This window comes from Paenibacillus sp. 10L310, from assembly GCF_056395745.1.
This window is the reverse complement of record NZ_JBFTKC010000021.1, coordinates 1-26,621: the sequence shown is the minus strand read 5'-3', so window position 1 is coordinate 26,621 and position 26,621 is coordinate 1. Positions and strand designations below refer to the sequence as shown.

Annotated in this window: 27 protein-coding genes; 15 read left to right on the top strand and 12 right to left on the bottom strand. The window is 45.8% G+C overall.

Features of this window, described 5'->3' with window-relative positions; translation table 11 throughout:
• Nucleotides 1-33: 33 nt before the first annotated feature.
• Together AC1DE7_RS27455 and AC1DE7_RS27450 are read left to right on the top strand one after the other, a co-directional pair.
• Nucleotides 34-879, top strand: a complete 846-nt coding sequence (locus AC1DE7_RS27455) for an EcsC family protein (protein WP_082218996.1) — start codon at nt 34-36, stop codon at nt 877-879.
• 58 nt (nt 880-937) lie between these two features.
• The gene (locus AC1DE7_RS27450; RefSeq protein ID WP_282322223.1) at nt 938-1,426 is read left to right on the top strand and encodes a prolyl-tRNA synthetase associated domain-containing protein; all 489 of its coding nucleotides are present in this window, start codon (nt 938-940) and stop codon (nt 1,424-1,426) included.
• Between the two features lie 421 nt (nt 1,427-1,847).
• On the opposite strand, the gene AC1DE7_RS27445 is transcribed toward AC1DE7_RS27450, so the two are convergent.
• The gene (locus AC1DE7_RS27445) at nt 1,848-3,122 is read right to left on the bottom strand and encodes an MFS transporter (RefSeq protein WP_036668794.1); all 1,275 of its coding nucleotides are present in this window, start codon (nt 3,120-3,122) and stop codon (nt 1,848-1,850) included.
• Between the two features lie 253 nt (nt 3,123-3,375).
• Here AC1DE7_RS27445 and AC1DE7_RS27440 point away from each other — a divergent pair, with 253 nt between their 5' ends.
• A complete protein-coding gene (locus AC1DE7_RS27440) occupies nt 3,376-3,588 on the top strand; it encodes a hypothetical protein (protein WP_036611471.1) in 213 nt (70 codons plus the stop codon).
• A 154-nt stretch (nt 3,589-3,742) separates the two neighbouring features.
• Here the strand turns inward: AC1DE7_RS27440 and queF are convergent, their stop codons facing one another.
• The 6 genes from queF to AC1DE7_RS27410 form a co-directional block, all read right to left on the bottom strand.
• Nucleotides 3,743-4,234 carry a preQ(1) synthase gene (queF, locus tag AC1DE7_RS27435; protein ID WP_036668798.1) on the bottom strand — a complete coding sequence of 164 codons (492 nt, stop codon included), beginning with the start codon at nt 4,232-4,234 and terminating at the stop codon, nt 3,743-3,745.
• Nucleotides 4,235-4,383: 149 nt separating this feature from the next.
• Nucleotides 4,384-5,157 (bottom strand): 7-carboxy-7-deazaguanine synthase QueE, encoded by a 774-nt coding sequence (gene queE, locus AC1DE7_RS27430; RefSeq protein ID WP_477535607.1) that lies wholly within the window; start codon nt 5,155-5,157, stop codon nt 4,384-4,386.
• The gene (gene queD, locus AC1DE7_RS27425) at nt 5,150-5,641 is read right to left on the bottom strand and encodes a 6-carboxytetrahydropterin synthase QueD (protein WP_036611465.1); all 492 of its coding nucleotides are present in this window, start codon (nt 5,639-5,641) and stop codon (nt 5,150-5,152) included. The genes queE and queD overlap by 8 nt, the downstream gene beginning before the upstream one ends.
• Entirely contained in the window at nt 5,638-6,318 is a 681-nt protein-coding gene (queC, locus tag AC1DE7_RS27420; protein ID WP_282322222.1) for a 7-cyano-7-deazaguanine synthase QueC, read from the bottom strand. Before queC ends, queD begins: the two co-directional genes overlap by 4 nt.
• Before the next feature lie 373 nt (nt 6,319-6,691).
• Nucleotides 6,692-7,396 carry an AIM24 family protein gene (locus AC1DE7_RS27415; RefSeq protein WP_282319147.1) on the bottom strand — a complete coding sequence of 235 codons (705 nt, stop codon included), beginning with the start codon at nt 7,394-7,396 and terminating at the stop codon, nt 6,692-6,694.
• 18 nt (nt 7,397-7,414) lie between these two features.
• Nucleotides 7,415-7,870 (bottom strand): hypothetical protein, encoded by a 456-nt coding sequence (locus tag AC1DE7_RS27410; RefSeq protein WP_036611459.1) that lies wholly within the window; start codon nt 7,868-7,870, stop codon nt 7,415-7,417.
• Nucleotides 7,871-8,200: 330 nt separating this feature from the next.
• On the opposite strand from AC1DE7_RS27410, the gene AC1DE7_RS27405 reads away from it, so the two are divergent.
• The 3 genes from AC1DE7_RS27405 to AC1DE7_RS27395 all read left to right on the top strand — a co-directional run bounded on the left by AC1DE7_RS27405 (nt 8,201) and on the right by AC1DE7_RS27395 (nt 10,403).
• A complete protein-coding gene (locus AC1DE7_RS27405; protein WP_164783260.1) occupies nt 8,201-8,368 on the top strand; it encodes a hypothetical protein in 168 nt (55 codons plus the stop codon).
• 207 nt (nt 8,369-8,575) lie between these two features.
• Complete coding sequence (locus AC1DE7_RS27400) at nt 8,576-9,280, top strand: hypothetical protein (protein WP_017690195.1); 705 nt, start codon at nt 8,576-8,578, stop codon at nt 9,278-9,280.
• 151 nt (nt 9,281-9,431) lie between these two features.
• Nucleotides 9,432-10,403, top strand: coding sequence for a helix-turn-helix transcriptional regulator (locus tag AC1DE7_RS27395; protein ID WP_036669185.1), 972 nt, complete (start codon nt 9,432-9,434; stop codon nt 10,401-10,403).
• 57 nt (nt 10,404-10,460) lie between these two features.
• Here the strand turns inward: AC1DE7_RS27395 and AC1DE7_RS27390 are convergent, their stop codons facing one another.
• Nucleotides 10,461-11,132, bottom strand: a complete 672-nt coding sequence (locus AC1DE7_RS27390) for a 3'-5' exonuclease (RefSeq protein WP_017690193.1) — start codon at nt 11,130-11,132, stop codon at nt 10,461-10,463.
• 435 nt (nt 11,133-11,567) lie between these two features.
• On the opposite strand from AC1DE7_RS27390, the gene AC1DE7_RS27385 reads away from it, so the two are divergent.
• Together AC1DE7_RS27385 and AC1DE7_RS27380 are read left to right on the top strand one after the other, a co-directional pair.
• Nucleotides 11,568-13,514 (top strand): FAD-dependent oxidoreductase, encoded by a 1,947-nt coding sequence (locus AC1DE7_RS27385; protein ID WP_315373371.1) that lies wholly within the window; start codon nt 11,568-11,570, stop codon nt 13,512-13,514.
• 370 nt (nt 13,515-13,884) lie between these two features.
• Nucleotides 13,885-15,669 (top strand): proline--tRNA ligase, encoded by a 1,785-nt coding sequence (locus AC1DE7_RS27380; protein ID WP_282322221.1) that lies wholly within the window; start codon nt 13,885-13,887, stop codon nt 15,667-15,669.
• A 597-nt stretch (nt 15,670-16,266) separates the two neighbouring features.
• Here AC1DE7_RS27380 and AC1DE7_RS27375 read toward each other — a convergent pair.
• From AC1DE7_RS27375 to AC1DE7_RS27365, 3 genes are all read right to left on the bottom strand, one after another.
• Nucleotides 16,267-18,066 carry a 5'-nucleotidase C-terminal domain-containing protein gene (locus AC1DE7_RS27375; RefSeq protein ID WP_036611451.1) on the bottom strand — a complete coding sequence of 600 codons (1,800 nt, stop codon included), beginning with the start codon at nt 18,064-18,066 and terminating at the stop codon, nt 16,267-16,269.
• Between the two features lie 172 nt (nt 18,067-18,238).
• Nucleotides 18,239-18,655 (bottom strand): ImmA/IrrE family metallo-endopeptidase, encoded by a 417-nt coding sequence (locus tag AC1DE7_RS27370; protein WP_017690190.1) that lies wholly within the window; start codon nt 18,653-18,655, stop codon nt 18,239-18,241.
• A gap of 42 nt (nt 18,656-18,697) precedes the next feature.
• Nucleotides 18,698-19,141, bottom strand: a complete 444-nt coding sequence (locus AC1DE7_RS27365) for a helix-turn-helix domain-containing protein (protein WP_082219000.1) — start codon at nt 19,139-19,141, stop codon at nt 18,698-18,700.
• A gap of 781 nt (nt 19,142-19,922) precedes the next feature.
• On the opposite strand from AC1DE7_RS27365, the gene AC1DE7_RS27360 reads away from it, so the two are divergent.
• From AC1DE7_RS27360 to AC1DE7_RS27330, 7 genes are all read left to right on the top strand, one after another.
• Nucleotides 19,923-20,405, top strand: coding sequence for an ArpU family phage packaging/lysis transcriptional regulator (locus tag AC1DE7_RS27360; protein ID WP_017690187.1), 483 nt, complete (start codon nt 19,923-19,925; stop codon nt 20,403-20,405).
• Nucleotides 20,406-20,447: 42 nt separating this feature from the next.
• A complete protein-coding gene (locus tag AC1DE7_RS27355; protein ID WP_477535606.1) occupies nt 20,448-22,172 on the top strand; it encodes a GAF domain-containing sensor histidine kinase in 1,725 nt (574 codons plus the stop codon).
• Nucleotides 22,173-22,190: 18 nt separating this feature from the next.
• Nucleotides 22,191-22,925 carry a response regulator gene (locus tag AC1DE7_RS27350; RefSeq protein ID WP_169480232.1) on the top strand — a complete coding sequence of 245 codons (735 nt, stop codon included), beginning with the start codon at nt 22,191-22,193 and terminating at the stop codon, nt 22,923-22,925.
• Between the two features lie 188 nt (nt 22,926-23,113).
• Entirely contained in the window at nt 23,114-23,689 is a 576-nt protein-coding gene (locus tag AC1DE7_RS27345) for an NADPH-dependent FMN reductase (RefSeq protein WP_076319051.1), read from the top strand.
• A gap of 47 nt (nt 23,690-23,736) precedes the next feature.
• On the top strand, nt 23,737-24,195 hold the full coding sequence (locus tag AC1DE7_RS27340; protein ID WP_076327336.1) for a VOC family protein: 459 nt from the start codon (nt 23,737-23,739) through the stop codon (nt 24,193-24,195).
• The gene (locus tag AC1DE7_RS27335; RefSeq protein WP_477535605.1) at nt 24,192-24,827 is read left to right on the top strand and encodes a VOC family protein; all 636 of its coding nucleotides are present in this window, start codon (nt 24,192-24,194) and stop codon (nt 24,825-24,827) included. Before AC1DE7_RS27340 ends, AC1DE7_RS27335 begins: the two co-directional genes overlap by 4 nt.
• A gap of 293 nt (nt 24,828-25,120) precedes the next feature.
• Nucleotides 25,121-26,080 carry a hypothetical protein gene (locus tag AC1DE7_RS27330; RefSeq protein ID WP_373865022.1) on the top strand — a complete coding sequence of 320 codons (960 nt, stop codon included), beginning with the start codon at nt 25,121-25,123 and terminating at the stop codon, nt 26,078-26,080.
• Nucleotides 26,081-26,209: 129 nt separating this feature from the next.
• On the opposite strand, the gene AC1DE7_RS27325 is transcribed toward AC1DE7_RS27330, so the two are convergent.
• Nucleotides 26,210-26,621 (bottom strand): hypothetical protein (locus tag AC1DE7_RS27325; RefSeq protein ID WP_477535604.1); only part of this gene is annotated, 412 nt, incomplete at its 5' end.

Here is a 26,621-nt window from a genome sequence, read left to right as displayed (position 1 = left end):
ATTACGATGCAGAACCTATTAGGAGGATCATATATGGATTCACGCGAGACGTTGGACAAGGAACTTGAACAGATTTTGAAATGGGAGAAACAACAGAAAGACTTGTTTATTTGGGATAAAATAGGGCGTTTGCCCTTTGCGATGTTGGATAAAGTGATGCCTAAAGCGCTGAAACAGAAGATCGGAGATTCCCTGAACGACGTGGGTCAGTATGTGCAGAATGGGGGCAAGTTCCTCGTACAGAAGAAAAAAGTAGCCAAGCTGTTGCAAGAGGAAGCCGGGAGGTCAGGTTATTCCATGATGGATACGACCTATCGTCTGGAGCAGGAATCTGAAGCGGAGGGGACAGCAAAGATTCATAGTGTAGAGAATCTGCCACTTCAGGTGCTGGACCGGGTGGCCGATAACATCACAGAGAGTCGAACCAAGTTTGCCGCGGCTCAGGGAGCAGCTACAGGGTTTGGTGGCATTGTAACCATAGCAGCAGATATTCCGATGGTGATGGGGCTTTCTCTGAAGGTACTGCAAGAGATGGCTCTATGTTATGGTTATGATCCGGATGAACCGCTGGAGCGCATCTTCATTGTCAAATGTCTGCAATTCTCTTCCGCCGATATTGTAGGCAAGAAAGCGATCATTGAAGAACTGGCCGCCTACGACGATCCGGACAAGCCAATTGAAGTGGTATCGCAGATGCAGGGATGGCGGGAAGTGTTTAACTCCTACAGTGAATCCTTTGGTTGGAAGAAACTGTTCCAACTCGTGCCTATTGCCGGCATGGTGTTTGGTTCCGTGAGCAACAAAAATACAATTCGAGATGTAGCCGAAGCAGGCAAAATGTTGTACAAGAAACGGCTGATCCTTCAGCGTTTGAAGTAATATTACAGAAGAAGTAATATTAGAGAAGAATATTTATATTGAAAGAGATGAATTTGATATGTTAAACAAACAGGGTTTCTATGATCTTTTAGATCGCAATAATATCGTTTACGAAAGTATTGAACATCCCGCAGTATACACGATGGAGGAAATATTCTCTTATCAGATTCCACATACAGAACGTATCGTTAAAAATCTGTTTCTGCGTGATGACAAGAAGCGCAACTATTATCTGGTGACGATTGCTGGAACGAAGTCAGTTGATTTGAGAAGTTTAAGCGAAAAGATACCTAGCCGCAAATTAAGTTTTGCCAGTGAAAAGGATTTGTTGGAGTTCCTCGGATTGGAAAAAGGGCACGTCAACCCTATGGGGGTTCTCAATAATATTCAGAAAAACGTGACCGTAGTTTTTGACAAGGATTTAGTTGGTCAGAAAATTGGAATTCATCCCATGGAAAATACGGCAACGGTATTTCTTGAATTTGAAGATGTGAAGGAACTGATTACAGCTCAAGGTAGCAGCGTTGTCATGTGTGACGTGGAATAAACGGTTGAAGCTAAATACGAGAAAAACATATATAACAAAAGGGTTCCTACCGCTCTGTGATTACAGAGTTGGTGGGAACCCTTTTTGTTATGGCTAAACTTTTTATTTAGACTGCTAATGTAGGTGACTAAAGTGAAATCTAACGAACTCAGCAGACGCTATTGGGCGATATTTCACTAATCCCGATTTCTAAAGAACCTCAGACACGTTATTTCTGCATCTCACACGCACATTCCAAGGTTTTCGGCCTTTTTCTCAGGAATAGCGTTGCTCAGATTCTTTAGATTGCGAAACCGGCAGTATTCGTTCAAATAAGTGCTGTCAGGTTCGTTAGCGCAAGATAACGTCTTATAAGGCGATGCTGCCACGTAAGGAATGGATCTAATATAGAATAAAAAGTGGACACCTGTTGATGTATTCTTTATTCCTCACTACCATTTTCTTTCGCCCAGATATTGAGTAATTTATCGGATGGAAGCAGGAATGTGAAAATCCCGAGCAGGGGCAGGAAGCTGCACATCTGCATTACGGGTGATACGCCGAAGACGTCAATCCAGTTCCCCAGCACGAGTGCGCCCAGGCCTCCCATACCAAATGCCAGACCAGTAATTAGACCAGAAACCGTTCCGATTTTGCCTGGAATCAGCATTTGCGCGTATACAACCGTAACCGAGAAGCTGGATAACATGATAAAACCAATAATGGTTAGCAGTACGCCTGTCCAGAACAGATTCGCATAGGGCAACAACAGAGCCAGAGGAGCAGCTCCGGCCATGGACAGGAAGATCAGGTTACGTTTGCCGAATCGATCCGCCAAGGGGCCTCCGAAGAACGTACCCAGTGCTCCGGCAGCCAGGAACAAGAAGATATAGATCTGCGCGTCCTCTGTGGACAATCCAAAAGTATCTTTCAGATTAAATGCATAGAAGCTGCCAATGGAAGCGATATACCAGGAACGAACAAAGACGAGCAAGATCAATAGCGTAATGGCGGCAGTAATCTTTTTGCGCAAAGCAGGATTGGGTGCACGACGGGCAGCAGCCTGTCTACGCAGATATCCTCCCGATTGCAGCATACGTCCATACCAACGGGCTATGTAGATCTGAACTGCAATCCCCATGGCAGCAATGCCTGTAAATCCAATGGCACCGAACAGTCCAAACGGGATAAAGATCCAGCGTGTAAGCAATGGGGCAAGGGACTGCCCGGCGTTACCACCAACCTGGAAGATGGACTGTGCCAGTCCACGGCGTTGACCAGCAGCCATATGGGATACCCGTGAACCTTCCGGATGGAAAGCGGCGGAACCTAGACCGACAAAGATAACGGAGATCAGGACAGCCATATAACTGTCGGCGAAGGCCAACAGCAACATGCCGGTAAATGTAAAACCCATGCCAATGGGCAGGATAGATGGTGTCGGTTTTTTATCAGCAAACCAGCCTACGACAGGCTGCATAATGGATGCGGTAAAGTTAATAGCAAATGAGATCCATCCGATCTGAGTATACGTGAGATGCATGGAATCTTTTAGAATCGGAAAAATGGCTGGAATAACCGACTGGATCGAATCATTGAAGAGATGAACCAAACTGATCGCAATGAGTATCCGGTAAACGGTGCTTTGGGCATCCGATCCGGGTGGGGCTTTCGAACGCGCTGTGGCGTCCTTGGTTAAAGTGGATTGAGTAGACATGTACAATTCTCCTTTGGTCGCGGTCACGAGGGATCAGCGCCTGATGTTGTAATATATGCGTGTAAGCATATTGTTACATAATAGGATAGATTGATTGGACCGACAAGGGGAACAAGGGAAAACGTTGATGAATTGAACTCTATTTCCGAGGTGTTTATTAATAGCATTACATTTACAAAATAAACGTATTACTTTAGCATCTACTGTAAGAAGACCTATATTTATGTGTAATAAGGATGGAGGAGGGATGGATATGAAATCCTTATCACCTTATGAGTCCGCCAAACGTGAGTTGGTGATGACTATTTTGTATATGGTTGTAATAACGTTTCAGGCTGTCTATGTTGCACCAAAATCTCTATCTGCTGCCATCGTCATATTTATCATTTTTCAATCGATTGGTGTGCTGATGTTGAGACATTACGTCAAAAAAGTCAGAGAACTAAAGGAAGATCAGTCTACTTGAATGCGCTGCGATCCAATTGCGTTGAGACACTTAGTCTCATACAGGTGTATACTAACCAAAGAAAAAGCCGGATCTCTTCAGGTTTTGAAGAGTTCGGCTTTTTTGTGTCCTATAATTTGATTTTATTTATAGCAGAGTTTATTTACCCGCCAGTTTAACGATTATCAATCGTTTCCGGATACATATCATGATTCATCATACGATGGTCGGCCATCTGCTCGTACTTTGTTCCCGGCTTACCATAGTTCGTATACGGGTCAATGGAGATACCGCCGCGCGGTGTGAATTTGCCCCATACTTCGATGTAGCGGGGGTCCATCAGCTTGATCAGGTCGTTCATGATGATATTCACACAATCCTCGTGGAAATCACCATGGTTACGGAAGCTGAACAGGTATAGCTTGAGAGATTTACTCTCGACCATTTTCACATCCGGAATGTAACTGATATAGATCGTTGCAAAGTCCGGCTGACCCGTAATGGGGCACAGGCTGGTGAACTCCGGGCAGTTGAATTTCACAAAATAATCGCGGTACGGATGTTTGTTATCAAAGTTCTCCAGGATGCCCGGATCATATTCAAACGTATATTTTACATTCTGGTTGCCCAGCAACGTCACATCTTGCATCTCATCAGGTTGTCTCATCGGTTATTAAACGCTCCTTGTTTCCGTCAAAGCCGAAGCCTCGCGGTATATATGAATAGGCATTTTTTTGCCTGTTGAATTCTCTTATTTTCTAAGGACCTTTCGCCCTCATCCTTACATCATGCCGCCCATTCCACCCATACTGCCCATCACACGCCGCGTTTGTTGCCCCATACCAACGTATGAAGCTGTGGAAGCACACGAACATCATTCAGGTCATCGGAGGCACTGACTTGGTCAATCAGCCACTCATAACGAGCAAGCAGCGAGGACGCCAGATCTGGCGTATCGGCGGAAGTCACATCCGGATTCCCGGTTTGTAAAAATAAATCCGTGCCCGGATACCGCGCATGCACACGGCGGGCATAGTCCAGGTCTGTCTCATCGAAGATCACGATCTTCAGACTATGACTTCGTTCCACCGGACCAGCGGCCAACCGTTCGATCAGATCATCCAGCACGGCCCAATCGGTGTCCATGCCGGAGCTCGGTGGCTTAGGCGAGACAGTGACTTCGTCAATGTCCGCCAGCCAAGGCTGCCAGCGGGAGCCCTGCGTTTCCACCGCGGTGCGGATGCTGTTCTCCCGCAGCAAAGCAACCAACCCGCCCAGCGAAGCGAGCAGGGCGGGATTACCGCCAGAGATAGTCACATGGGAGAAACGCGTGCCGCCAACGCGGCGCAATTCTTCCCATACATCCTCTGGCGTAATCATCCGAATCTGGTCCTTGCCACTGCCGTCCCAGGTAAAGGCCGAGTCGCACCAGGAGCAGCGATAATCGCAGCCGGCGGTACGAACAAACATCGTTTTTTGTCCGATGACCATGCCTTCGCCTTGAACCGTCGGACCAAAAATCTCCATCACGGGAATACGAGCCTCTTTGCGAGAGCCCGTCTCATTCACCTGGTGTGTCACACTACTCATCGATCATCCACTCCCGTCTCGCTTCTGCGTAACTGGTGGGTGTCTCGAAGAGTCGGACAAACTCCGTCCGCCCACCATCGGTCAGCCCGGCATAGGGTTCCGTCTGGAGCGCATGTTCCATCTGTTCGAACAGCCAAACGACCATATTTTCAGCCGTTGTATTCATTAAAGGAAGTGTCTCGTTGAGGTACTGATGATCCAGATATCCTTCAATTTGAGTTTTCCATATATCTTTGATATGTCCAAAATCAACCGTCAGCCCGGTTTCACCCGGATAACCGCTGATACCAAAAATAACTTTATACGTATGACCGTGCAGGTTCTTGCACTTGCCTTCATAACAATGCAGGTGATGTGCTGCGTCAAAGGTGAATTCTTTGCTTACAAGCACACGTTTGCGGTGGTAGCGTAGCTGGGTGGGCAGAATATCTTCTCCGATGCGTTGCAGATGCTCTACAATACGGAATGTTCCAGGCTCTCTCATCGTACATCCACTCCCGCCGATTCAACAGCAGTACGTTGCTGTACATAACGATCCAGTCCGGCTTTGCGTAGTTTGCAAGCGGGGCAATCTCCGCATCCATCGCCGATCACGCCGTTATAACAGGTCAGAGTACGCTCACGGACATAATCAAAAGCACCAAGGTCATCGGCCATCTTCCACGTTTGGGCTTTGTCCAGCCACATGAGCGGGGTATGAATGACAAATGGATAGTCCATCGACAGGTTAAGTGTCACATTCATCGATTTCACAAATGAATCCCGGCAATCCGGGTATCCGCTGAAATCCGTCTCACATACACCTGTAACCAGGTGACGTGCTCCTTTTTGCTTGGCCATAATGGCCGCAAAACTGAGGAACAGCAAATTTCGTCCATCTACAAATGTACTCGGCAGTTCGCCTTCTTCATGTGTAATCTCCACATCCGTGCGAGTGAGCGCATTGGGGGCAAGCTGATTTAACAGGCTCATATCGAGTACCGTTTGCTGTACGCCCAGATCACGAGCGATCTCGGCTGCACATTCAATCTCCAGCTTGTGGCGCTGACCATAATCAAACGTAACAACCTCGACTTCGGCAAACTGTTGTTTGGCCCAGAACAGACACGTGGTACTATCCTGACCGCCGCTGAATACAACGACTGCTTTTTCTTCGTTCAACATAAAAAAACCTCTCTATCTTCTTGAGATCAAACCATGCACATAGGCATAGAGTGTCGGAAGAACAGAGAAGTTCATGAACTGGCATCCATCAAAAAACACACCTTCCCGATAACCGCTTCAAAAAAGCAGGCAAGAGTAAGTGTCCTTAGTTTTTTACGTACATGATTGCATGGTGACCGCAATGTGTACGCAAGACTTATACTGACCATCACATGGTCAAGTCTTATAGAGGGAGTTCGCGAACCTCTCCCATGCCACAGGCATGGATTTTCTTCTTCAATTGTCTGAACCATTATAACATGAAACGGTGTGGTGACCACCCCACTGGAGCATAGTGGAAGCTAATTGGTCGGCTCCATCAACTAACAGCTTATTTGATCAATACATTGCCGAAAGGGATCACTTCTTTCAGAATTCGTTTTAACAGTCCCTCATCGTTAAGATCCTGTTCCAAGCGGTGATTCTCACGTCCCGCCTGAAAGAGTACAGATCCATGTCCTGTCATCTTCCAATGATAATTCATATGCTGACTGGCAAGGTTGTTACCATATACGGTGAGTTCCAGATGTGCATTTTCGGGATAGGCAATAATGCTACCAGCATCCACATAGAGCGGCGCTGTTGGGTGAAGTTCCTGTTGGCAGACCTGACCTTGAGTGAGCAATCCGATTTTGCCTTTGCCGGAAAATTTCATTTTCACTGCATCACGGGTGATCAGCATGTTTTTGATTTTCTGAATTTTGGTATGCATGGTTACACCATCAGAGTAGAAGAACAGGTGGCGGAAGTCATAGAGCAGATCACTGTCCTCCGTGAGCTCCACTTCCTTCATCGTGAATCCGGGAGGCAGGGCAGCCACAAATTGGCAAGGTCCGGTGATTTCGGATTTAATCAGCTTTTTTTTGCGATATATGCCCGTGATATTCATGAATTTATCATTGCGACTCCCACTTGGACCGCGGAAGGCCACAATCTGCTGCGGATGCAAAATATGAAGGCGGTCATCTTTAATCAGTGAAAATGTGACGACTTGTCCTGCTCCGCTTGCTTCAGCATTGTTCAGGTGTATGTTCATGCAGTTGCTCCTGTTCTTTTATACTCGGCCCGAACGGCGACGCATTCCCCAGCGCATCACACGAATCAGAACAAAGTAACCCAATATGAGAGAAACGACAGTGATGATCGTCGTCTGAATTCGTTTGGTGGTAGCTGCTTTGGCATTCTGGTCGTCCTGTAATTTACTTACCATTTCAGTTAGTTTCTGGTTCTGAGCCAGTAGTTGTTCGTTCTGGGTCTTAAATGCTTCGACATTGGCCTGGGCTTGTCCCAACTGAGCAGACGTTTGATTTAATTGCTCCATCGTTTGCTTATAACTTTCCTGCAGAGCGTTCACTTCTCCGGGCAGTTCGGAGACTCGCTCCCATCCGCTGTATATATCCGTAAAAATATTGGCACTGGCTGCACTTACTGTCGAAGCGATCGAAACGGTAAATAGAATGCATGTGGTGAATAACACCCGAATGAAATAACCCTGAATGGATTTTGGCATCGTTAACACCTCTTTCTTCGGTTAGATAGATCAATCGCCGAATTCGTCGTCTATTGTTGAAATACGGCTCTTACATTATACGTCAAAACCGGGACGATGGGTTCAAGATGATATCGTTTTATTACCCGAAATATATAAAATTATTTAGGAACAGGGCTGTTTAGCTTACAAATCTGCGGGGTAATAGAACGATAGGCAAGCATACCGGACCGTTTTACAGATCTTTTACTTCAGTTCCGGGTGCATGCTATTCACAAATGCGCAATTTAATGAACGATACCAATATATCCGATTGAATATAAGATCGTGAACATGAAGGAGTAGAAACATATGTATACAGCAGATCAGAACACATCAACCAAAACAATTATGATCACTGTTAATGGAGAGCCAGTAGGGCGTAAGCTGGTCATTGACAGTGTCACCTATGCACCGGTAAACGAAGCAGATAGTGTACAATATTTACACAAAATGGGAATCGATCATCCTACTGTTTAATTTGGGACTTGTCATAGATAAGTGATTGATAAGCTTGGCATAATGCCAGGCTTTTTCGTCGTTTATTGTCGTATTGAGACGGATTTAGGGATATAAAACTAATATATTGGAAAAATTTAATGAGAACATGTGTTCCGTGACAATATAGTGTCCATTCACCCTGATAACTTAGAAGATAATACACATAAATCGGGGGAGAGACTACCAGTGAACTCAGTCTTTGAAGTATCTTATTCGTGGAATAAAGAGGCCATACCGACAGGGGGAGCCGACCCCGTATATATGATGGTAGAGTGGCGTAACGGTGCCCCTGCCAAAAGACTTAGGAAAATAGCACCCAAAATTGTATCAAGAGATTTGGAACTTTTGCTCAAACCGGAATATGGAGTACAGCTAAAAGGCATTTATGGATGTCGTTCCAAAGAAACGGATATTGGCTGGTTATTGAGGCTTGGGGATATGTACAAGGGAGAAAGTAAACAAATTTTGCTTGAATTCGTCATGGGACCCCGTGTATCAGGAAAAGCTGCCGTATGTTCAGCCTACTGGAGCACAAGGAAGTTGAAGCAAAGTCAACGTGTATTGTTACGAAGAGAACAGTTGTATATTCAGTACACCAGTCATCTGGGCATGCTGCGACAGCCAGAAGATCCCAAGGTGGAAAAGACGATCAAATTAAGTGAAACGGTACCCTTGATCAAACAAGCCCTGCGCGCCTACGAAAGAGGCCGGGTTCAAGAGGGAAGTAATATGTTACGTCGTCATGCTGATGCCTTGTTAATTGAAGCTGCGCGGAAGCAAGATCTGGACTATTACGCGGAAGCCGAGATCGTTGAAAAGTTGCGTTATCACTATGAGATCACGTTTACAACAGGATATCATGATCGTGAAAAAAAGATATTAGGGGAATAGGGTTGATTTCAGATGTTAACGGTATAGAGAGAGTCTACATATTTGAAGGTGAAGTTTAGGAGAAGGTCGAATGTATGTATCAATATCATATTAAATAATGGATGGAGTTGTATCAAATTTATTGAAACAACATCGTGGAGGGTCCGGCAAAATGACAGACCGACTAATCCGATTAATGCGCATTATAACGCTGGTGCAGGCGAAGCCAGGCATACTGGCACGTGAGCTCGCCCAGCGATGCGAGACGACGGAAAGGACGATATACCGCGACATGGAGGCCCTCAGTGCAATGCATATCCCGATCGCCAATATGGGACACGGGCAAGGGTACATGTTTATCAGCCAATTTGCCATGTATCCGCTAAATTGGTCTGATGAAGAAGCCCAAGCCTTCATGCATCTTGCTGAAGTTATGGAGAATATTCGTCCTTTGCTGAAACCTGCTTTTGAGAGCGCTTATGAGAAAGTGGTTGCTGCGAGTCAGAAAAACAAAACAGAACGAGTGGAATGGTCGGAGCAAATTAGTGGATTGTTCAAAGCGGGATTGCCCGCATGGCAAAATGAAAACAACGATTCGCAGAATCAATCCATGATTACCCTGCTTCAGGCTGGCATTTCACAGAACACCATTGAAGGGGAGTATCTGTCTCAAGGTAAAAAAGGGATCGTACGTATAGATCCTTACTGTCTTATCCCTCGTGAATACAGATTTGAGCTGTTAGGGTATTGTCACCTGTCGGAGAAACTTCGAATATTTCAGGTGAGCCGGCTGCAAAAGATACGAATATTGCCACGCACGTTTCGCAAAGAGGATTATCTGATGCAATCGCACTTCCGCATTCCTTGGGCATACGAGGGAAGTACGGAGTGGACTGCGTTCAAAATTCGATTTGCACCCCATGCTGTGGAGCGTGTGATGCAGGAGCAATTTTTTTTACGACCCATCCTAACCATTGAACCGGAAGGTAGCCTGTTATTTGAAGCCATATTAAGTGATGTTGACGAATTTCTTGTATGGATATCTAAATATGGACCTGATGCGGAAATTCTCGAACCGGAGATCTGCCGCATCAAGATGAAAGAACGTCTAAACTATTGGCAACAAATGTACAATAAAAGTTGAGATTAGAATGCCACCTATCCTAAGCCAAAACACGATTAAGTACTGTGCTGTGGACGGTTACTCTTTGGTTTTGAAAAGGCTTGCCAGATTGCCAAATGGAGATTCTTTCTCTTCATCTTCTGTGGAGCTGGAATAAACAACCTTGGATGTAATGCCCTCATCATCGGCTGCACAGTTGTTTTCCAGAGTGAAACGGTCAAATTGATGCATAAACACCTTGGCTGTATTGATGGCATCATCCAAGGCACGATGCTGGGTACCATCAAATTCAATTCCGCAGATTTCAAGAGCCTGAGCGAGTCCGAGTTGACGGAACTTACCTTCTTTACGAACGGTGCGGGACCATTGTTGCTGGAGATCGTTATGATTGGTGATCCAGGCCACATCAAGTTGATGGGTGCGACAATGAGAGATCAGTTTGCTGCGGTCATCGGGTCCCCAGGAACACATGTAATAGGGGTCACTTCCCATCCAGGCGATGAATTGATTCAGTGCTGCCGGAAAAAGAGGGGCTGCATCAATATCTTTCTGTGTGATACCTGTAAACTGAATCGTGTCAGTGGAAAGAACAGACTTATTGGAAGGACGAACATACGTATGGAACGTATCCGTTACGACCAATCCATCCGCACTTTCCGTAACTTTGACGGCACCGATATCAATAATTTCAGAAGAATAGCGAGTATTGCGGCTTACCGTGAATTCAAGATCATATATGATATATGGCATAGGACAAGCTCCTTTATCGATTAATACCTGTGATAGATTTCTATTTCTCTATATTACAGGGAACGTGCTGCCATGTCAGCCATCGCCAGAGAATTCATTGTAGTCAGGATGAACGGACAGTCTGAGTGTTTAATGATCTTTCTAATGCATTTCCGGTTTTGGTAAGTCTTTACTTCGCCAAAAGTGGTCGTTATAATGAGGAAAGTTAGGGACTTTCCTATGTTTTGTTTGTATTTATGGCAACATAAAAGTAGAATTTTACGTCTTATTATCAGAACTTCCTAACACGGTTTGAAGTGTTGGGGAGTTTTTTATTATTTATAGCATACTCATGTAGGAAAGGAGAAAAAGTTAGTCGGTTGTTGGTATAACATAGGAAAACTACTTCACGAGTTAGTATTATTGAATTTAAAGTACATATGGAGGTTTGTTTCTTTGATTAGTAGAAAATTGAAAATAACAGCAATTATAGCCAGTGTGTTTATTGTTTTAATGAGCGCTGCATATGGTGCATTCTATATTTGGAACAAGAATTATAAATTTAATAATAATTATGTATGGCAGCCTTTGGAGGACGTGCAATCTACACTAAACCTGAAAGATTCCTATAACGTTATTGTAGCCGGAACGGATCCGGAAGGTATTACTGCTGCCTTATCAGCTGCTCGTAATGGGATGCGTGTATTGCTGGTGGAAGCAAGAGATCGCAACATGTTGGGAGGATTGTTGACCGAGGGAGGTCTTAATACGCTGGATCTAAATTATTCCCCTGAACAACCGCAGTTATTGAGTAGTTTGCGGCAGCCTGACTTTTTGAACAAAGGTATCTTCCAGGAATGGTTCGACCAGATCGAGGGTAGTTCATTTGATACCAATACAGCGGCTAACATTTTCTATCGGATGGTTCGTTCTGAACCTAATATTGACCTGTTGATGAATGTTAAGGAATTAGTCCCCCTTACTGAACAATCTACGGGAGATCACACGACAATAACGGGTATGAGCATAACTAAAGAAGATGGAACAACTGTTCAGATTTCAACCCGCTCCATCATTGATGCAACGCAAGATGCGGATATTGCAGCCGCTGCAGGAGTTCCATACTCCATAGGTAGACAAGATATTGGAGATGGTAAATCCAAAATGGTCTCTACGCTTGTATTCAAGTTAAGCGGTGTTACTGATGAGGTATGGCAAAAGTTTAGGGAAAGAGAGGGAACCGGGGTTGATAAGATGAGTGCTTGGGGGTACGGTGATGCTAGAAAATATGAATCCTCCAATCCACAACATATTAAGATTCGAAGTCTGAATATCGGAAGACAAAATGATGATACAATCTTGATTAATACGATGCAAATCTTTGGGGTAGATCCGTTAGATCCGATATCTGTGAAAAAAGGTCTGGAAATCGGGCGTAAAGAAGCCCCACTAATTGTTGATTTTCTGAAGAAAAATTATGATGAATTTGCAGGGCTAAAATATGCTGGAACAGCAGACGAGCTTTACGTGAGAGAATCACGTCATATCTATGGCGAGTACCGATTAACATTAGCTGATGTCATGGAAAATCGTGATCATTGGGATGCCATTGGATACGGCTCATACGATATTGATATTCAGAGCACGAGTGTTGGAAATCCCGGCACGATTATGTTGAGTCCGATTCAATATGGTGTACCTTTTCGCTCGCTTGTACCGCTAAAGGTTGATGGTTTGCTCGTCGTTGGACGTGCAGCAAGTTTTGATACAATCCCACACGGTAGTGCAAGAGTTGTCCCACTGGGAATGGCAGAGGGAGAAGCAGCAGGAGCGGCGGTTAAGCTGGCATATATCCATAAGGAGTCCTTCCGCGAACTCTCAACTTCCGAAGAGCGAGCATCTGAATTACGTAAGATGCTGGAGAATCAGGGGATGGATCTGAAAGTACATCGTTTCGAACAGCCTGATTATATGGAGCATAAGGATTACAAGGGATTGCTGGCTGCAGCGAGTATGTATATGACTTCAGGCAATTATAATAACGATGGTTGGGAACTGGATAAAGGAATGAATCCAGAACGATTTTTAAGTAAATTGAAAAGAATGCAAGCGATGTTTCCAGAAGCCTACACAGGTAGTGCTGACCAAGCTCTAGCAAATATGGAGAATGCCGTAACCCTACCTTTAACGTTGGATCAGGCTGCGTATATGTTATGTCTGGCAATGGGATCTTCAGAAACGGAAACTTCACTTGAACAGGCACTTGCTCATTTGCAAACACAAAACTTTATAAGTGCCGACACGCTTGCTGGCATTGCTGACAAGAACAATCTTACAAATGGGGATGCGTTTATGCTCATTCGTGATGTAGTGGAGTATTATTCTGGAGTTGTATTCGACTAATTGGTTGACAATTACTTGTAAATGAACTAATGTGGTCAAAAATGATAACAGCGTTATAACGAGGACATGATTGTGCAAGCCAGCTTCAACAGAGAGGGAACAGTGTGGTGCAAGGTTCCTGTAGCTGCTTCATAAATTCCTACCTCGCGAGCTGCGGAAGAGAATGCCCATACAGGGTTGCAACCTCCGCCGGCAGGGCCCGTTATGCCCCGTAGGACTGCACGTTACAGATCGCATAGGTTGCGAACGGATTAATTTGCAGTTAAATAAGGGTGGTACCACGACACATTCGTCCCTTGACGGATGTGTCTTTTTGCTGTTTATGCGCCGTATTTGATGACAAAAAAAAGAAGATTAGGAGTGTGTTATGATGCGTCAAAGTGAAATGCTTGTCCCAACATTACGTGAAGCGCCAGCGGAGGCAGATGCAGCGGGACATCGCTGGTTACTGCGTTCCGGCATGATTCGCCAACTGGCAGCAGGGATATACAGTTACCTGCCCCTTGGACGGCGTATATTGTTAAATGTTGAACAGATCGTTCGTGAAGAGATGGATCGTGCTGGATGTCAGGAAGTGTTACTGCCGATTATGCAGCCTGCGGAGTTGTGGGAAGAATCCGGAAGATACACACAGTATGGTCCCGAATTGATGCGTCTGAAGGATCGTCATGCACGGGAATTTGCTCTTGGACCAACACATGAGGAAGTCGTAACCGCTTTAGCGCGGGACGAGGTGAGCTCGTATCGTAAGTTGCCATTCACCCTGTACCAGATCGGAACCAAGTTCCGGGATGAGCGCCGTCCTCGATTTGGATTGCTGCGTGGTCGTGAGTTCATCATGAAGGATGCGTACTCTTTTGCTTCGGACTGGGAAGAGCTTGATCGGACTTATCAGGCTATGAACACGGCGTATAGTCGCATTCTGGAGCGTTGTGGTCTGGACTATATCCGTGTTGAGGCGGACGCAGGAACGATTGGCGGTCAAGGAGAAACACATGAGTTCATGGCTCTTGCTGATGTGGGTGAGGACACAATTGTAACCTGCAAACATTGTGGATATGCTGCAAATCTGGAGAAAGCGGATTATCAGACTTCTGGAGATATGGAGAAAAAAGAAGGAAGCTTGGAAGTTCCAGCTGATTCTGCGAATGCAGACTCCGCGCTTCAAACGGATCAACATTCAGGAGTGGAAACCGTAGTACGTATCTCGACACCTGGCGTTCGTACGATCGCAGAGTTAACCACTTTTGTGGGCGAAGGGGCTGAAAATATGATCAAAACGCTGGTTTATGTGGCGGATGGTCAGCTCGTCGCTGCGCTTGTGCGTGGAGATCATGAATTGAATGACATCGCATTGAAGCAGGTGTTGGGGGCAGAGGAACTGATCCTTGCAGACGATGCAGCCATTGCGGCACATCCAAATCTGAAGGTAGGATTCCTGGGTCCGATTGGACTAAATCTGCCGATGGTGGTGGACGCTGACGTGGCAGTGATGAAGAGTGCAATTACAGGAGCCAATGAAGTGGATGTGCATGTTTCCGGTGTACGCCCAGGGGTTGATTTTGCATTGGAGCGAGTAGAACGAATCCGCTTTGCTGCGGAAGGGGATGCTTGTCCAACATGTGGATCGCCACTTGTGTTTACCAAAGGTATTGAGGTTGGACACATATTCAAATTGGGAACGAAATATAGTGATGCCATGGGTGCTTCATTCCTGGATCGTAATGGTCGCCAGTGTGCGCCAGTCATGGGATGTTACGGCATTGGCGTATCCCGCCTGATGGCTGCGATAGCTGAACAGTATGCAGGAGATGAAGGCATAAGATGGCCTGCCGCTGTTGCGCCTTATGATGTGCATCTGATTACAGTAAGTTGGAAGGATGAGCAGCAGCGTCAGCTCACCCTCGAACTGGAACAACAATTGATCGATGGCGGTTACACGGTATTGGTTGATGACCGGGATGAACGTCCAGGTGTGAAATTCAAGGATGCGGAGCTGATTGGATTGCCTGTGCAGATCGTTATTGGCCGAGGAGCAGCCGAAGGACAGGTCGAACTGGGGTCACACGCACTTGCAGCAACAGGTGAATCGAAACGAATCGGGTTGACTGCACAGGAAGCTGTGCTTTATGTGAAGGAACAGCTCACTTCCTAAATTCAGGGGAATCGCTAATTATATGAGTTCATATAATAGTACCGAATATGATGCGGTAGCTGATTTTGATTGCTAAAATTTCAATGTGAGCATGAAAAAGAGGGCTATAGGCATAAAATTTGGTAGGATTTTATGAGTGATATCATACGAAATAACTATATTTGGATAGTTGTATTTAGTATACAAATGATTTTATGATTAAGGATTTGAAGATGATCATACCCAGGCGGATTTATGTGCAAGTATGCAATGTTGAGAAGATAGAGATGTCGAAATAAAAGTACAATAACCGCATGAACACGGTCATTCCGGAGAGTTTTTATATAGTTCGGTGTGGAAGGCACATGATGAAGTTGGTCCGTAAAGGCCAGGCTGGGATTTATTTTTGCCTCAGATGATTGTCAGGATCAGCAGGATATGTCCACAGGAAATGTTCAAGTATCTGATATGGATTGATGTTTAAGAACGGAGATACAAAAGGGTGTCCCCTTAACCAGTAATCTGGCTTTGGGGACACCCTTTTAGTTATGACAAGATAGATCGGTATGCTGATGCACTATAAGCGGTCATGCCTATATGCACTTTGCTTTGCTGAGCTTAAGAAGCTGCAGGCAATTTCAATTGTTGACCTGGATAAATCCAGTGTGGATTTTTGATATTGTTCAGCTTTTGCAATGCCTGCCAAGTTGTGCCGTATTGTTTGGAGATAGAGTACAGGGAATCTCCGGATTTCACAACATGCAGTTTGGCTGGAGCTGGTTTGCTCGGCGTTGGTTTAGACGGTTTTTCCGGTTTTGGTGTTTCTGGTTTTGGCTTGGTTGGAGCTGGTGTTTCTGTTGCCGGAGTTTCCGGCTCTACTGCAGGTTTTACCGCTTCACTGATCCGACCATCTGTTTTGATGTCTACAGCGCCAAGCTTCTGCATGTAATTGATCAATGCTTCGTCCAGCGCGCCATACATACCCGTAGTTGGATATTTGGCAAACATGGTATATTCGTCACCACCAACAGCTGTGAAATCATTCGTTGCCAGTGTATACGTTGCTTCCGGATCAAGGGCTTTATCGCCCACGGTTACGGAATGTACACGGCTACCTTCTGCAGCGGAAGTGTCGATTTTGAACTTGATACCAGATACTTGCGGGAATCCACCGCTTGGTTCAGGGTAGGAAGCTACACCGACTTCAAGGGCTGCCAGAATATCGGACCCTTTCACTTCAAGGGTTACTACTTGATTACCAAAAGGAAGCACTGTGATGATATCACCTTTGGTTACGATCCCTTTTTCGATGGAAGCACGGATACCACCACCGTTAGTCAGTGCAATATCGGCTTTGCTGACATCACGAATGGCATCTGCAAGCAGGTCACCCAGGTTAGTTTCACCTGCACGTACCTGTTCACGTTTACCATCCAGCAGAATAGCTGTATTGGCTACTTCTTCTTTCAAAATAGGTTCTTGTTCTTTTTGAATGGAGTTCACGAGAGTCGCGACTTTCTCATTTGGTTTGATGTCTTTTGCTTCCGTTTCATCAATTAATGTTGCTTGTTTCTTTGTTACTTTACCACCGTCTACCCATAGATCGATGACACCTACATAGTTGGTGTATTCTCCTGCACTTGCTATCAATGTTCCGTTATCGGATACAAGGCCATCTTGCAGTACAGTGTGACTGTGACCATCGATGAATACGTCGATGCCAGGGACTTCTTTAACAACTTTAAAGCTAGTATCGGTGCTGGACGCGTCTTGTCCAAGGTGTCCCAGTACAACAACAACATCTACTTTGCTGCGGATTTCGTTTACCAGAACTTTAGCTTCCGCAGATGGATCTGTAATATCAAGACCTTCTACGTTTTTTGGATTCGTTTTGTATAACGTTTCCGGTGTAGTCAAAGCGATGATACCGATCTTCACGCCATCTACTTCTTTAATGAGATAAGGATCGAAGAGACGTGTTCCGTCTTTTTTCTTCACATTGGCACTCAGCATGGGAAAGTTCATCATGTCTGCCAGTTCGATCAGACGATCTGAACCATAGTTGAATTCGTGGTTACCCGGTACGATGGCTTGGTACCCCATTTCATTCATGACTTTCACGATGCTCTCACCATTCACAAGAGTGGCAAATGTTGTACCATGCACAGCATCTCCAGCATCGAGCAAGAGTGTGTTCGGGTTTTCGCTACGATATTTGTCAGCGATTCCAGCTACTTTGGCAAAACCCATAGCAGGTGAAGATTCAACTGCACGGGCATGCGTATCATTCGTATGTAGAATGGTAATGTGTTTACCTGTGCCCGGAGTGGTATCCGTTGCAGCTGCGGCAATACCTACACTGCCAAACAGCAAACAGACCGTTAGCAGAAGTGAAACGTAATTCTTCCAGATTTTCATATGATTCCGAAACCTCCCAAAATAATAATCTACTTGAGCATTTACACAGCTCAAATAGTATTTTAACAGACTATTATTAGGAAATCTCGCGAATTACGTAAAAATAAGTAACCTGAAAGTGACATGTAAATCTGCTGTTGGAAAATATAATCTTCGGAAAGAACATATGTTCTTAAAGAGTGTAAAAAAAATGCTGCGCTTCACGTGGCAGTCCGGTACGCAAACAAAATTTCTCCAAAGATTCATCCGGTTCAGGCATCACTCCGGAGGTCAGCAATTGAATGGCAAAACGGTTAGCCTGTCTTTCCAGCTTGCCTGGAGCAAAATAGGAATGTTCCTCCAGAAAGAATCGATTAATACCTTTATGAAGTCGGTCGTGTCCAAGCTCATGGGCGCACACGAACCGTTGCCACTCCGGCGGCAAATCATTGTGTATGACGATAAACCTGCGCCGGAGCTTGCGAAAGTACAGTCCCTTGGTGGACTTCCCCAAATTGGTGAAACGAATCTGTATTCCAACCGCGCGGGCAATGCTGAACGGGCAGTTGGTCCGGTGTTTTCGAATCAGCTTTGTTACGATGTCATCCATATGATCTCACCTGCTGCCTCATTAAATTCAGTGGGTCATGCCTCATGGGCGATTGTCCGATTCGTCTGTCTTTTTGCGTTTGTTCATCTGTTTCGCTTCCCAGAACAGACCTGTCAGCACATCCTTGATTCGTTTCTTGTCCTCTTCATCGAGTGGAATACCGTCAAACATCAGATCATCATCGTCCTCCAGCATCTTTTTGAAATCACGACGGTCTTTGTATGTAGCCCATTCCGGTACGTCCTGAAGTTCAGCAGCACTCCCTGGTTCAATATAACCGGCCTGCTTCATCATCTCTGTATAGGGCACCGAGAGTGCATCTGAAATCTTGCGGATGGTCGCTGGTTTCGGCACACCCCGGACCCCATTCTCAATACGTGAAATCTGTGAGTTGCTTATTCCGGCTGCTTCGGCGAGCTGATTGATGCTGTATCCCTGTTGCTCGCGCAGTTGTTTCATATAAGGACCAAAAGCGTGCTCCACAATTATGCCAACTCCTTCGATTCGTACAAGTGCTTGAGTTATAAAGAAGGCAGTTGGATGGGGGAGGTAGGTGTGCGTTCAATGCCCGTTTCGGATTCGGATCGTTCTTTTGATCGCTGTTATCCCCAGATTTCCTATTTTCCTCTCTAAAGGGAGAAATCCGGGGATAGCGTATGCTTCCGATGTAGCTTTCTTGCAGAAAGCTTTTAGGCGAACGCTTCGCTTCTTCAGAATCGATTCCGTCTCCTTCACTGCGTATGCGCGTGATACACACCTAAGTCCCTTCCCTAAAAATCTCAGTGGCTTCTTTATAAAAATCAAATGACTTGTACGGAAGTTCATTAATTAAACAGTACTATATCGTATATATACCATTAGGTAAAGAGATATGAAACAATTATGCCAAAAGGCATAGGAAATGAGAGCGAAGGTTTTATTTTATCGTTAAAACGAACCAAAATGAAGGTTTACTCCGATCTCCAGAAAGTGGTATCCTCAAATAGAAATACGAACAATATACGAACAAAATGTAACAACGACACAGGTTGGATTTTAGAAATGACTCTTTGAAGAAGGTAATTCCCCGGATTATACCGATTTGGAGTGATTCCAAAAGGCAACAGCGGGAAATTGAAGACATGTCGTTATTTATTTAGGAAAATGGACAACTCTATGAATAAGAGCGTTTTTCCATCGTGCAAAGAATGATGACAAAACAATATGACGTGAACGATAGAGTGAGAGATATGAATGGAGTAAAAAATATTAGAGGAGGAAGATAAATATGGAATTGATGCTGCCCGAATTGGACCGACGCAAAACGCAAACAGCTGTTGAAGCTGCGCTGGAAAAATACCGAATCTATAAAACCATTGCATTTGAAGAACGAGAGGTTATGGTGACGGCAAGTTACGCCGAGCGTTTCCACGGTGCAACCAATGTGACGGGGGATTCTACGGCGAGAACGGCAATCTACAATGTGGACGTGCAGCGTGCGCGTCAGGCATATTGCGATACGATTGATTTTGTTGTATCCCGGCTGAGTGAAAAGGAACGTGTACTCGTCTGTGAACGATATCTGAAAGACGATGATGTGTTTGACTATAAAGTGTATAACCATGTGTTTGATCCGCCTGTCAGCAAGGATACGTATACGAAGATTCGTACACGTGCTTTCTATAAAATGGCACTGGCTCTGTCAGATCGAGGTCTGATTAATATGGAGCCTTTGTCTGTGTCCCGCAAAGAGCGACAGAAGCTTGGCTGAGTGAGCGATTGAAGAAGTTGATCCTTTAATATCCAAGGTGGATTGGTTACAATAGTTGAACAAACCACAGTTGGTACAGCCAAAGGAGAGAAGTCTGCGATGTCGGAAGAAGTCGGAATGCAGGAAATGATCACGTTGAAGACAATCGCGGAAACGCTCAATACGTCCAATAATCTGAACTTAATGCTGGATACCGTGGTCGGCAAATTACTGGAGTTGACCGGATTAACGGCAGGCTGGATGTTTCTGATTAATGAACGTGGAGACTATACCTGTGTTTCGGATTACAATCTGCCCCCGGCATTACTGCGTGAAGATAAAGAGCCCATGCGAACGGGTACCTGCTGGTGTGTGAACCGCTTTAAGGACGGTCAACTCAATCATGCGGTCAACATCATTAACTGTAAACGGCTGGAGGATGCGGTGGAATTCCAATGGGGAGATACCCATGATATTACCCACCATGCAACCGTCCCGTTAAGGTCAGGTGAGAAGATGCTCGGCCTGCTCAACGTGGCTGCACCAGCCAAGAAACATTTCAGCGACAGTGAACTGGCGCTGTTACAGGGCGTGGCGTACCAGATTGGTAGTGCGGTAGAGCGGATGAGATTGTATCGCACGGAGCAGCGACGAGCTGATCTGTATGCCAAGCTGGGGGAGTTCAGCACGGCCTTGGGTCTTGCAGTGAACGAATGCACCAATTCTGAGGCTTTTTGTTTAAAAGTTGTACAGCTGCTTGGGCAGCATTATGATTGGCCTTTTGCTACAATCATTCAGCAGAAAAACGGAATGTTCGTTTTGCAGGCAGCCTATGCAGATGATAAGGTTCGAACGTTATCAAGTACTCCGTTATCTTCCGAAGTGACGAGCCAGATTAACCATGTAATCAATAGTCATCGTGTAACATCTCTGTCTGGGACAGAGATCGCTGAAATATTTACCCTGTTCAAGCCTGACCAGACTACGAATTCCATTGCCTCGGGAATTGCTGCTCCCCTTCCGTACCATGCGCCAGGGGAAAAGGGAATTCTGGTGATCGGAATAGGAACATCAGGTCCTGCGCAGGCGGACCGTGAAGTGCTGGAGGCATTGGCCGAACATATTGCGGCCTCATGGGAGAGTCTGAAGCTGGCGGAGAATCGCCGCGAACTTGCACGAATGGAAGAGAGAAACCGGTTGGCTCGCGATCTGCATGATTCGGTTAATCAGATTTTATTTTCACTATCGTTAACGGCTAAAGGTGCGGAAAGTATGTTATCCGGCTCCGAGCAGTTGCACCCGGCAACGGAAGCGTTGAAGGATATTCGGGCTTTGTCTCAGGAGGCTCTCAAGGAAATGCGCGCATTGATTATGCAGCTCCGTCCCGCGGGACTGGAAGCAGGTCTGCTCCATGCACTACAGGAATACGGCACAAGCCAGGGGCTTCAAGTGGTGACGAATCGGACGGGAATGCGGTCTTTACCACGTAATATAGAAGAAGCATTGTGGCGAATCGGACAGGAAGCGCTGAATAATGTACGGAAACACGCGGATGTTCCTTCTGCTGAGGTCACCCTCAAGTTAAGTAATCATGAAGTGGTGCTCACTGTCACAGATCAGGGAAAAGGTGGTGCGAACAGGCCAAAAGCGTCGTCTGGAAGCTCCCTTGGCCTGTCCATTATGAAGGAACGGGCTCAATCGCTCGGAGGCAACTTAGAAATAGTGAGTTCTTCCCGCAAGGGAACGATAGTAACGGCAGTCATTCCACTTCCGTTCGAATCTGTATAAAGTCAGGGGGAAGAAGAGATGCCGATTACGATTTTGCTCGCAGATGATCATGCGATGGTGAGACGGGGGCTGCACGTTTTTTTGACGACACAGCAAGACATGAAGGTTGTGGGCGAAGCATCGAACGGACAGGAAGCACTGGCTCAGGCGGAAGCGTTAAAACCTGACGTGGTATTAATGGATCTGCATATGCCGGTCATGGACGGAATCGAAACAGCCAGAAGGCTGCGCACGTTATTGCCAGCAACGCGAATCATTGTGCTCACCTCGTTTTCGGATCAGGATCATGTCGTTCCTGCTGTTCGCGCAGGAGTTAAAGGATATCTACTCAAGGATATTGAACCGGAGGATCTGGCTGTAGCCATTCGCAATGTGCATGCAGGTCAGGTGGAATTGCATCCTGCCGCAGCAGGTCAATTGATGCATGTGATGGCTTCATCCGATTGGTCCATAAATGAACAGCAACCACAGCATATACTGACAGATCGGTCAGCAGACAATCAACATCAGGAGCCAAAGCAGAAGGGGAAATCAACTGAAGCGTCTCTTGGCGGACTGGATATGCTCACTCGCCGTGAACAAGAAGTCTTGGGGCTGATTGCTCAAGGATTGAGCAACAAGGAAATTGCAGTTCAATTGGTCATCACCGAAAAAACGGTCAAAACCCATGTCAGTCATCTGCTCGACAAACTGGGACTGGCAGATCGGACGCAAGCGGCTCTTCATGCCGTAAGAAATGGCTGGGTCGTGTGACCAATTCCGACATATGTTCATACTTAAGTCGTATAAACTCAACCTAAAGGTTGAGTTTTTTGGTATTTCAAGTTAAGTCTATCTGCTGACGATTTGGATGCAAAAGAAAGGTAAGATAAGAGTAGAAATAACAGATCGGTTGAAACATGAGAGTTTGAATTATTAAAAAACCAAGGAGAGTGACATGAATGAATATTGTTATTTTGGCAGGAAGCAATCGGAACAATGCAACCAGTACACGTCTGGGAGAGTATGCTGTGGAGATTATTCGCGGTCAGGGACATCAGGCCAGCCTGTTTGATCTGTATCAGACACCACTTCCATTCTACGCACCAGATGAAAAACAAGCGGATCATGAACATCTGGCAGACCTGAATACACGTATGCTCGCGGCCGATGCGATCATCCTGTCTACACCAGAGTATCACGGCAGTATTAGCGGTGTGCTCAAAAATGCACTGGATCACCTGAGCCAGGCTCATTTCAGTGGCAAGACCGTCCTGTCCATCAGCTCCTCTGGCGGAGCGGTGGGGGTAAGTTCGCTTTTACAACTGCAAGCGATTGTTCGCAATCTGCATGGCATCAATGCCCAGGAGTGGATATCCATTGGTGGTGCGCAGCGCAGACGATTCGAAGCGACATTTGACGGATATGAAGAGTACGAAGGCAGTCAGGATATAGAGGACCGGGTGCAGCGGGTTATTGGATCGTTTTTAAATCTGGCACAGACGTTAACGAATGCGCGGAATTCAACCATGAGTTGAGAACCAAGGAAGATGAAAAATCGGAAAAGGAAAAGAGGTTGAGCATTATGATTACTGGCATATTTGAAACACATCTAAACGTGACGGATCTGGAGAGATCCCATCATTTCTATGAAACGGTCCTTGGTTTACCTCATGCCTACGGGCAGAAAGAACGTGGGAACTCCTTCTACTGGATTGGTGGAAAAGGCAAAGCCATGCTGGGATTGTGGCAAAAGGAATCTTCCGAGGTGAAACGTCAGCACTTTGCTTTTCATGTATCTCTGGAGGATATGAAACACGCGGTGGCTCACTTGGAGAACAAAGGGATCAAGACACAGAACTTCCTGAATGATGATATCGGTGAACTGTACGTCTTCGGCTGGATGCCTGCGGTATCTGTATATTTTAAGGATCCAGATGGTCATTTGCTTGAATTCATCGCCATGCTCCCGGATGAAGCGAAGCCTGAACTCGGCATGGTGCCGTGGAGTCAGTGGGAGGAGATGCAGGAGAAGACCGTATGATGATTGAAGAATTACAGTTATATACAACACGGATGGAGGACCTCAAGCATTTTTATCGTGATACGTTGGGAATGGAGGTGTCCAATGCGACGGATCAGGCCTTCAACCTGCAGGTTGGAAGGACAAAGATGATTTTCAAACCGTGTGAAACAGATCGTGAGCCCTTTTATCATGTGGCCTGGTCGATTCCTACGAATCGGTTCAAGGAAGCGAAGCAGTGGGCTGCATCACGTGTTGTTTTAAGCAGAGAAGGAGATCGGGATGAGACGTACTCTACTAACTGGAACTCTCATTCTCTCTATTTCGAAGATCCAGCAGGCAATATTATTGAGCTGATTGCTCATCATCGTATTCAGAACGAGAGTGACCATGACTTCTCGACTCAAGATATATTACAGGTGTGTGAGATTGGCCTAGTGACGGATGATGTTCTGTCTGTGGTGAATGAGCTTCAGCAGATTGGACTCACGCGATGGGGTGAGGTTAGTGATACCTTTGCTCCTGTAGGAGATGTACATGGTTTATTTATTGTGGTGAAGAAGGATCGAACATGGTTTTTCTCCAAGCAAAAAGCAAAGATCTATCCCCTGGAAGTATCCATCCGTGGCGTGGGCAAGCTTCGAATTGGCTAAACTTTGTATTCCGGGGCAAAACGGGCATATGTGGAGCATTTCCATCATGTTATAGAAGTAAACGCTTTATTTATTAATTAGGATATATAAGTTGAACTAAATTTACACGATAACGGAGAGGACAGAAAAAACCTGAAAAAGCGAAGCTGAAAGCTTTCTGAAAGAAAGCTACTTCGTAAGCATAATCTCACATTTATCACCGGATTTTCCCTTAGGAAAGGGGATCGAAAAAAAATCTGGGGATAACAGTGATTGGAAGGTTGTTCTGTCAGGCTTACAGATGATGAAGGGTGGTGGCAAGCTTGGATCGACGTTTGTTGGAAGATGGACTAGCGATTATCGTTTCCAGTCGGGAACGTACAGGAGATCTGTGGCACGCCCATTATGGGGCGGGTGCGATTGCGGCATATTTTTGGTTGCGGGAAAATCGTCTCACTGCCCTTGCCGCCGGCAGTGTTACCGCCGAAGCAAAAGCCATGCTTCGCCAGCATGGAATCAGCCCTGGTCAGACCTCTCCGATTGGTGAGATGATGCCCAGGGAAGATGCCGAGGCGTGTATTACGGACGCATTGGATCGAACGATTGGAGAACTGCACTGGGTTGGACACCAGGCCATCTACGGGGCAATCAGTCTGAAAGCTATTCGCGAACTGGATGGATGGGGTACTGCGGAGGATATTGGTCGGCTGGTTGAACTGATCGATTCATTCGATCGAACAATCCCGGGAAGATCCTGGATGAACACAACGATGAAAGAAATTCGCAGTCTGAAGCCGGAAAACAGCGATGGTTTCCCCGAGATCGAAGATCCAACGCAGTTGTCACGCCTGATTCTGGATGAGCTTGGTGCGTTCCAGACTATCTATCACGCGGAAGCGCATCATGATCTGATCGGTCATATGCTGACCTATGGACATGCGCTTAACATATTATATGAATTGGGTTATCCGGCATTATTCCACAAAGGCATTCCGCCTTTCCTTACCATGGTGAAGGCACTACGCTTAAGCCGAGATGTGGATATTGAACAGGAGATGCCGACATTGCAATCACCCGTAGACCTGCTGCCACTAGAACGGGCGGAACGATCAGTGGCGCTCCCTCATGAACTGGAATATTGGCTCACCGACAGACGTTCCCGTGACTGGAACGGAGGTCATGTATTCAAATTCCCGTTCAGTTTCTATCATCATGCCAAGAACGGGGAACCTATACCGGAAACATGGGAGAATTTTCGTTATATCATCGCGTGAGATAAAGCCAACAATATGGAACAAACGATATAAAACGAAGGATATGGAACCAACGATATAGAATCAAAATGAAGAGCACTTGCCAAAGCTGGCAGGTGCTTTTTGGTGTTCTAGCGTTAATATTCCAAGCTACTGAAAGCCGAAGCGGATCCGAATGTGTCCGGAGTTGGCAAGCTCACTGTATTCTGAATCTGCGAGACTAAGCTTTTCATGTCCGAGAATGCACCCTTCATTTACGAGCCCATGTCCTTTATGTGCGATAAACGCTCGTAATATCGTAAAAGGCGGATTGTCTCCCTTCTCATGCAGAGCTCTGCTCCAGACGGATTCGAGGTCTTCCCTCCGGTTTGCGGTTGGAGCAAAGCTTAGAGGAGTGAGAGCTAACGAATCGGATGGAGCTAGAATAAAAAGTGGACACCCGTTAACGGACGGAAGGATAATAAGACTAACGGAGGTGTCCACATGGGAGAACAGCGGCAACGATATAACGAAGAATTCAAGAAACAAACGGTCAAATTCATTCAAGAGCAGACGAAGACAC